Source organism: Agromyces albus (assembly GCF_004134825.1).
GTDB classification, from domain to species: domain Bacteria; phylum Actinomycetota; class Actinomycetes; order Actinomycetales; family Microbacteriaceae; genus Agromyces; species Agromyces albus.
Map to the genome: position 1 here is coordinate 61998 of NZ_SDPN01000021.1, position 7775 is coordinate 69772.

Annotated in this window: 6 protein-coding genes, 1 tRNA gene and 1 pseudogene; 6 read left to right on the forward strand and 2 right to left on the reverse strand. The window is 67.6% G+C overall.

Features of this window, described 5'->3' with window-relative positions; translation table 11 throughout:
• The first annotated feature begins 24 nt into the window (after positions 1-24).
• Positions 25-2388, forward strand: coding sequence for a transglycosylase domain-containing protein (locus tag ESP51_RS12200; RefSeq protein WP_164990502.1), 2364 nt, complete (start codon positions 25-27; stop codon positions 2386-2388).
• A 41-nt stretch (positions 2389-2429) separates the two neighbouring features.
• On the opposite strand, the gene ESP51_RS12205 is transcribed toward ESP51_RS12200, so the two are convergent.
• Positions 2430-3068 (reverse strand): MBL fold metallo-hydrolase, encoded by a 639-nt coding sequence (locus ESP51_RS12205; RefSeq protein WP_129521174.1) that lies wholly within the window; start codon positions 3066-3068, stop codon positions 2430-2432.
• Between the two features lie 61 nt (positions 3069-3129).
• Between ESP51_RS12205 and ESP51_RS12210 the strand changes: the two genes are divergently transcribed.
• Positions 3130-4032 (forward strand): diacylglycerol/lipid kinase family protein, encoded by a 903-nt coding sequence (locus ESP51_RS12210; protein WP_129521175.1) that lies wholly within the window; start codon positions 3130-3132, stop codon positions 4030-4032.
• A 76-nt stretch (positions 4033-4108) separates the two neighbouring features.
• Positions 4109-4181, forward strand: a tRNA-Glu gene (locus ESP51_RS12215).
• 132 nt (positions 4182-4313) lie between these two features.
• Here ESP51_RS12215 and ESP51_RS12220 read toward each other — a convergent pair.
• Positions 4314-5021 carry a TIGR00645 family protein gene (locus tag ESP51_RS12220; protein ID WP_241843142.1) on the reverse strand — a complete coding sequence of 236 codons (708 nt, stop codon included), beginning with the start codon at positions 5019-5021 and terminating at the stop codon, positions 4314-4316.
• A 213-nt stretch (positions 5022-5234) separates the two neighbouring features.
• Here ESP51_RS12220 and ESP51_RS12225 point away from each other — a divergent pair, with 213 nt between their 5' ends.
• The 3 genes and pseudogenes from ESP51_RS12225 to ESP51_RS12235 form a co-directional block, all read left to right on the forward strand.
• Positions 5235-6269: a TerC family protein gene (locus ESP51_RS12225; RefSeq protein ID WP_129521176.1), complete on the forward strand. Its 1035-nt coding sequence runs from the start codon at positions 5235-5237 to the stop codon at positions 6267-6269.
• 117 nt (positions 6270-6386) lie between these two features.
• On the forward strand, positions 6387-7283 hold the full coding sequence (locus ESP51_RS12230; RefSeq protein ID WP_241843143.1) for a PP2C family protein-serine/threonine phosphatase: 897 nt from the start codon (positions 6387-6389) through the stop codon (positions 7281-7283).
• Positions 7264-7775: pseudogene (locus ESP51_RS12235) on the forward strand (hypothetical protein); the annotation flags it as partial. The gene ESP51_RS12230 and the pseudogene ESP51_RS12235, both read left to right, overlap by 20 nt.

Here is a 7775-nt window from a genome sequence, read left to right on the forward strand (position 1 = left end):
AGAGGCTTGGGGGTGATGATTCCAATGTCCACCCCCAGCAAGCGCTCGGTCGCCCGCATGGTCACCCGGAGCAAGCGCTCTGTCACCCGCATGGTCACGCGGAACAAGCGCAACCGCGACTTCGCCGAGACCAGAACGTTCGGCGGTGTCATCGGCGGATTCGTCGGGCTCATCGTCGCGAGCTCCGGCGCCGCGATGCTCGTCGTCGCCGGCATGACGCCCGCGCTCGCGACCGTCGGCATGGCGACATCCGGCACCATCGGCATGTTCGAGAACCTGCCGAGCTACCTCGAGATCGACGAGCTCTCGGAGAAGAGCAACATCTACGCGACGACATCAGACGGCACACCGCTGCTTCTTGCCTCGTTCTACGACCAGAACCGCGTCGAGGTCGGCTGGGACGCCGTCAGCCGGTACGTGAAGGACGCCGCGGTCGCCGGCGAGGACCCGCGGTTCTTCGAACACGGCGGCGTCGACGTGCAGGGCACGATCCGCGCTGCCGTCACCACCGCCGCTGGCCGGGAGACCCAGGGCGGATCATCGATCGCCCAGCAATACGTGAAGAACGTGCGCGTGCAGGAATGCGAGCGGAACGCCGCCGACGAGGAGGAGAAGGCCGGCTGCTACGAGAAGGTCACCGAGACCACGATCGACCGCAAGCTCAAGGAGATGCGGCTCGCGATCGGCGTCGAGAAGCGATACAGCAAGAGCGAGATCCTCCTCGGCTACCTGAACATCGCCGGATTCGGCGGAACCGTCTACGGCGTCGAGGCGGCGGCGAACTACTACTTCAGCACGAGCGCCGCGAACGTCACCCTCGCGCAGGCCGCCTCGTTGATGGCCATCGTGAACAACCCCGTCAAGTTCCAGCTCGATAAGCCAGACAGCGAGACGAACGGCGCCGCCAACGGCTACGCCGCCAACCTCGACCGGCGCAACTACATCCTCGGGGCCATGCTGGCCGAGAAGAAGATCACGCAAGCCGAGTACGACGAGGCCGTCGCCACTCCGGTGCAGCCTGCGATCAAAGAGCCGAGCACCGGATGCCAGACGGCGGGCGGAAGCGCCTACTTCTGCGACTACGTGAAGAACATCCTCCAGAACGATCCCGTCTTCGGCGAAGACGAGGAGACGCGGTTCCTGAACTTCCGCCGCGGCGGGTACGACGTCTACACGACCCTCGACCTCGACCTCCAGAACACCGCGGAGGCCACGATCGGCCAGAACGTGCCGCAGGTGTATCCCGGATGGGACGTCGGCGCCGTCGTTTCGAGCGTGCAGGTCGGCACCGGGCGCGTGCTCGCCATGGCGCAGAACAAGACCTACAGTCAAGACCCCGCCGTGCTGCAGTCGGGTCCGCAGTTCACGAGCATCAACTACAACACCGACTTCACCCACGGCGGGTCGCGCGGGTTCCAGCCGGGGTCGTCGTACAAGGTGTTCACGCTCGCGCAATGGCTCAACGAGGGCCATAGCCTCGCCGAACGAGTCGATTCACGGCCGAAGAGCAACTGGGGCGTCTTCGGTGACAGCTGCAACGGGCCCTACCTCGCCGAGCCCGAGTGGAACCCACGGAACGACGCCAACGAAGCCGGCGCCAACTACACCGCCCTGGAGTCGACGATCGCCTCGATCAACACGGGCTTCATCGGCATGGCGAAGCGACTCGACCTCTGCGGCATCCGCAAGACCGCCGAGGCGTTCGGGATGCATCGGGCCGATGGCGACCCGCTTGTGCAGAGCCCGGCGTCGGTGATCGGCACCAACGAGGTCGCCCCGCTCAGCATGGCCGTCGCCTTCGCCGGCATCGCCAACAACGGCGTCACGTGCACCCCCATCGCCATCGATCGGATCGTCCGCGACGGTGCGGAGATTCCCGCCCCGAAGTCGACGTGCACCCAGTCGGTCTCACCCGAGGTGGCCGCGGGCATGCACTTCGCGTTGGGCCAGGTGATGACGAGCGGGACGGCGCAGGCGTCGAATCAGGGTACGAATCCTCGCGTGCCGCTCATCGGCAAGACCGGCACGACCGACGGCGCGAAGGACACCTGGATGGTCGGGGCGAGCTCCAAGGTCGCGACCGTCGCCGCCGTGGTGAGCGTCAACGGCGCGGCGAACCAGCGGGGAATCTTCTTCGACAGCGGACAGGCGGCCACCGCAAGGCACCGGATGTGGCCGGCGGTGATGTCGGTGGCCGCCGCGAAGTACGGCGGCGACGGGTTCACCGAGATCGGGCCGGCGCCGGTCGGGCCGCCGCCATCCGCGCCCGCGGAAGAGCAGGGAGCGCCTGACCAAGGCGGTGGCGACGGAGGCGGCGGCGGCGGCGGCGCCGACGAGGGACCGGGCAACGGGAATGGAAACGGGAACGGCGGTCGCGGCCCCGACTGATCGGTGACTGCCGGGTTCGGCGTCAGGAAGCCGGCGAGCGCTCAGAAGTCGATCGTGTCACCGGGCTCGAGCGGCAGGTACTCGCCGCCGCCCTGCTCGGTCGCCCACTGCAGGCGCACGTTCGCCGTCGACTTGCCGACGCGCGAGAGCAGCATCTCGTGCGTCGGGAACGCGCGCTTGGGAGCGATCGCGACGACGTAGTCCATCGCCTCGCTGATCTTCATCCACGGCGCGTTGGCGTGCACCGCCAACACGTCGACCTCCACTCCGTCGGGCACGGTGAACGAGTCGCCCGCGAAGTAGAGGGACTCGTTCACGAGCACGCCGACATTGTCGATCACGGGCACCGAAGGATGGATGACGGCGTGGCGACCGCCGAAGAATCGCAAGCGGAAGGGGCCGACCTCGACCTCGTCGCCGGCTGCGACCGTCTCGACCGGGAACGCCGCTGCCGCCGCAGCGACGCCTGCCGGGCCGAAGATGCGCACGCCCGGGTTCGCCTCGACGATGCGGCTGAGCTGTTCCGGCGTCCAGTGGTCGGGGTGCTCGTGCGTGATCACGACGGCGACCGCGCCGCTCGACTCCGTGATCGGCGTCGTGTACGACCCCGGGTCGATGTAGAGCTTGTCTCCGGAGTCCTCCACGACGAGTGCGGCATGTTCGAGCTTGGTGAGGCGCATACTTCGAGACAACACCGACCGGAGCTCGGTCCGCAACCCGGTGGGCTGCCAGAATCGCACCATGACACGACCCCCGCGGCGCCTGCTCGTGGCCGTCAATCCGGCCGCCTCGTTCGGTCGCAACCGCGCGGTCGGTCCTGCGGTCGTCGAGCGGCTGACACGTGAGGGTTTCGAGGTCGCGATGCTGCGCGAGGCCAACTTCGAGCTCTTGCGGCGTGAGGCCGAGTCGGCGTTCGCCCAGGGGACCGACGGGCTCATCGTGGTCGGCGGCGACGGCATCGTGTCGCTCGGCGTGAACCTCGTCGCGCAGACGGGCGTGCCGCTCGGCATGGTCGCGACTGGCACCGGCAACGACTTCGCTCGAGGCCTGGGATTGCCGCACGACGACCCGGCCGCCGCCATCGAGGCGCTCGTCGCGGCCGTCGGTCGCCCGCCGCACGCGATCGACGCGGGAGTCATCCGCCCCGGCGAGCTGCGAACCTGGTTCGCGAACGTCGTCTCGACCGGATTCGACGCGGTCGTGAACGAGCGGTCGAATCGGATGTCGCGGCCGCGCGGCGCGAGCCGCTACACGATCGCCCTCGTGCGCGAGCTCGCCACGTTCCGGCCGCGCACCTACACGCTCACGATCGACGGGGTGCCCCGCACGCAGCGCGCGATGCTCGTCTCGGTCGCGAACAACTCGTCGTTCGGCGGCGGCATGCAGATCGTGCCGCACGCCGATCTCACCGATGGGCTGCTCGATGTGTTCATCGTGCATCCGCTCTCGCGGGCCGGTCTCATCGCGGTCTTCCCGAAGGTCTTCGCGGGCCGGCACACCGATCATCCGGCGGTCGAGTTCGTGCCCGCGAGGCACGTGCGGATCGAGGCCGACGACATCGTCGCGTACGCCGACGGCGAGCGCATCGGGCCGCTTCCGATCGAGGTCGAGATTGTTCCGGGCGCCGTGTCGATCTTCAGGTGAGGTCGTCGGATGCCGCGCCCGGCATCGATTTTGCGGCGGCCCGGCGCCTGTGTCATACTCTTCAAGTTGTCAATTCGGCCCCATCGTTTAGCGGCCTAGGACACCGCCCTCTCACGGCGGCAGCGCGGGTTCAAATCCCGCTGGGGTCACGCTGAGTTGTCAGACAACACCACGAATGCCCTCGCGTTTCGCGAGGGCATTCGGCATTTCCGGCTCGACGGCTCGAATGAGCCGAGTTCAGGCGAATGCCACGCCGTCGCGACGCGGCATCCGCCTGAACCTCAGCGCTCGCGTGCGCTCGAGGTCAGCTCCAACGGCTCCTCGAGCTCGTCGAGCCCGCGTCGCGCACCGGGGTACGCCACCGGCACTGCGCCGAGCGTGTCGTGCGGCGCGACCTTGTGGAACGACATCCGGTCGATGAGCGCGAGCGCGAGCGCGCTCAGGATGAACACCGAGTGGATGATGACCTGCCACATCACGCCTTCGGACGTGTAGCCTTCCCCGGTCTCGTCCGCGTCGGACACGCCGTTGCGCATGTCGCCGACCTCGATGAAGGTCTTGAGGAGGTGGATCGACGAGATGCCGATGATCGCCATCGCGAGCTTGACCTTGAGCACGTTGGCGTTGACGTGGCTCAGCCACTCGGGCTGGTCGGGGTGGCCGTCGACCTTGATGCGCGAGACGAACGTCTCGTAGCCGCCGATGATCACCATGATCAGCAGGTTCGCGATCATCACGACGTCGATGAGGCCGAGCACTGACAGCATGATGCCGGCTTCGGTGATCTCCTCGGGGTGGAAGATGACCTCCTCGGCGAGATGCCACAACTCGATCATGAAGACGACAACATAGACGGCCTGCGCGACGATGAGGCCCAGGTACAGCGGTGCTTGCAGCCAGCGGCTGAAGAAGATCAGGAGGCCCACGGCGCTCGACCATGGGGCGATGCGGTAGTCGGGGGAAGGGGGCGGCGTCTTGGTGGCGCTCAAGCGTTCTCTCCTCGGATCATGGGGTTCGAGTCTAGGTGGTCGGGTCGGCTAGACTCGTGCGAGCGAAGGGGAGTATCCCGCGAGGCATCCGTCTCGATTCACGATTCGTCAATACGAGCGCCGCCGCAGCCGCTCCGGTCGTGGAGGCTGCACTGGCAGCGCAGGGAGAGACTTTCGGATTCCGCCGTCCCCCGAATCCTCGAAAGGCCCCCTGTGCAACTCGACCTTCCCATCTGGTTCGAAATCGGATCCCTCGTCGTCCTGACGCTCATCCTCGTCGGCGACCTGCTCCTCGTCCTCAAGCGGCCGCACGTGCCCTCATTGCGTGAGTCCACGCTCTGGGTGGTGTTCTACGTCGCGCTCGCGCTCGTCTTCGCCGGGCTCATGTTCGTGCTGGGCGACGCCGAGCACGGCGGGCAGTTCCTCGCCGGCTGGCTGACCGAATACAGCCTGTCGATCGACAACCTGTTCGTCTTCGTCATCATCATGGCGAGGTTCTCGGTGCCCCGGAAGTACCAGCAGGAGGTGCTCATGGTGGGCATCATCATCGCGCTCGTCCTCCGCGGCATCTTCATCCTGCTCGGCGCCTCGCTCATCGAGAACTTCTCGTGGATCTTCTACATCTTCGGCGCCTGGCTCGTCTGGACGGCAATTCAGCAAGTGCGCGACAGCCACGAAGACGAGGAGTCCGAGACGTTCGTGGTGCGGATGCTGCGCAAGCGAGTGCGCCTCACCGACGAGTACGACGGCGTGAAGCTGCGCACCGTGATCGACGGCCGCAAGTTCTTCACGCCGATGCTCATCGTCTTCGTCGCGATCGGCACGACCGACCTGCTCTTCGCGCTCGACTCGATCCCGGCGATCTTCGGCATCACGCAGAGCCCGTTCATCGTGTTCACCGCGAACGTGTTCGCGCTCATGGGCCTGCGCCAGCTCTACTTCCTCCTCGGCGGCCTGCTCGAGCGCCTCGAGTACCTGAAGTACGGCATCGCGTTCATCCTCGCGTTCATCGGCGTGAAGCTCGTGCTGCACGCCATGCACGGCAACGAGCTCCCGTTCATCAACGGCGGCGAGCACATCGAGTGGGCGCCCGAGATCTCGACCTGGATGTCGCTCTTCGTGATCTTGGCGGCGATGGCCGTTGCGACCGTGGCGAGCCTCGTGAAGGCCCGCGTCGACGCGAACAAGCGCGGCAACAAGCTCATGGACGAAGTGCCGCATTTCACCGAGGATTCGCACCAGCGCTAGTGGCGACACATCCACAGGGGTTCGGCATGATGACGCGGGAGTTGCTAGCGTGGGTGGGCGGCGCCCCCGTGGGGTGCTCGGGCCGGCGCCCGGTAGACAGCTGCTTCGAGGAGAATCGTGTCGGGTGATGGCGAGGGCGTCGTCGCGCTGCCGCGTGGATCTGCGCTCATCGCGCACAGCGCGCGCACCGACGTGGGGCGGGTCCGCACGGTCAACGAGGACTCGTTCCTCGCCGAGGCGCCCGTCTATCTCGTCGCCGACGGCATGGGCGGCCACGCAAGGGGCGATGCCGCGAGCCGCGCGGTGATCGAGACCTTCCGCCGCCACCTCGAGTCGGGCAAGCCGTCGTCTCCCGAGCAGGTGCTCGACGCGATCCACAGTTCGAACGAGGCCGTGCGCGCACTCAGCGAGGCCGGCGAAGAGGGCACCGCGGTCGCCGGCACGACGCTCGCCGGAGTCGCCCTCGTCGACGCGGGCGACGGCTCCGGATTCCATTGGATGGTCTTCAACATCGGCGACTCGCGTGTCTACGCGTGGGACGGCCGCCGTCTCGAGCAGCTCAGCGTCGACCACTCCGCGGTGCAGGAGCTCGTCGACGCGGGGCTCATCCAGGCCGATGAGGCCGAGCGGCATCCCGAGCGCAACGTCATCACCCGGGCCATAGGGGCCGACGACTTCGTCGATCCCGATGTCTGGCTGATCCCCGCGGCCGGCCGCCAGGTCTTCCTGATCTGCTCCGACGGCCTGTCGAAAGAGGTCGACGAAGACGGGATGGCCCGAGTGCTCGTCGGCGACACCGGGCACGCGGCCGGACTCGCCGGCGAGCTCGTCGACGCGGCGCTCGCTCACGGCGGGCGAGACAACGTGACGGCGATCGTCGTCGAATCCGAGCTCGGCGCGGCCGGCGACGACGACGACGAGACCACGCGAGATCGTCGAAGCCGACTCTCGCGTGCCGCAGAAGACACGAGGCCACGCACATCGGGAGGCGACAATGGCGACGTATCAGCATGACCCCGACGCCGCGTGGTTCGCGGCGGTTCGCGGGGGCGTGATCCTCGTCGTTCCCGTCGAGGCGGCGAGTGAGCTCGCCACGCTCTGGACCGACTTCGCTTCAGGAGACCCGACCGCTCGCGTACTCGATCGACTGACCGCACAGGGGCTAGGCGCCACTCCGCCGTTCGTGCTCGTCGTGCGCGACGAGGGTGCGGGTTCGGCCCGAGTCGTCGTGCGAGGTCCGATCGTGGTGCGTTCGGGTTCGACCTCGATCGGCGGTGCAGGCGTCTCGACGTGGACGGAACGCGTGATCGAGGGTTCCGGTGCGCTCTCCGTCGAGGTCGAGGGCGCCGGCGAACGTTCCAGCGCGTCGCTGCCGATCGTCGAGGGGGTCGTGCCCGCGATCTCTGTGTCCTCCGAGGGGATCGAGGCAGTGGCTGCGGCTGCCGGAGCAGGCACCGCGCCCGCGGCGGCGCCCGCCGCCGCCGCACCAGCGGCCCTCGCCTCCGC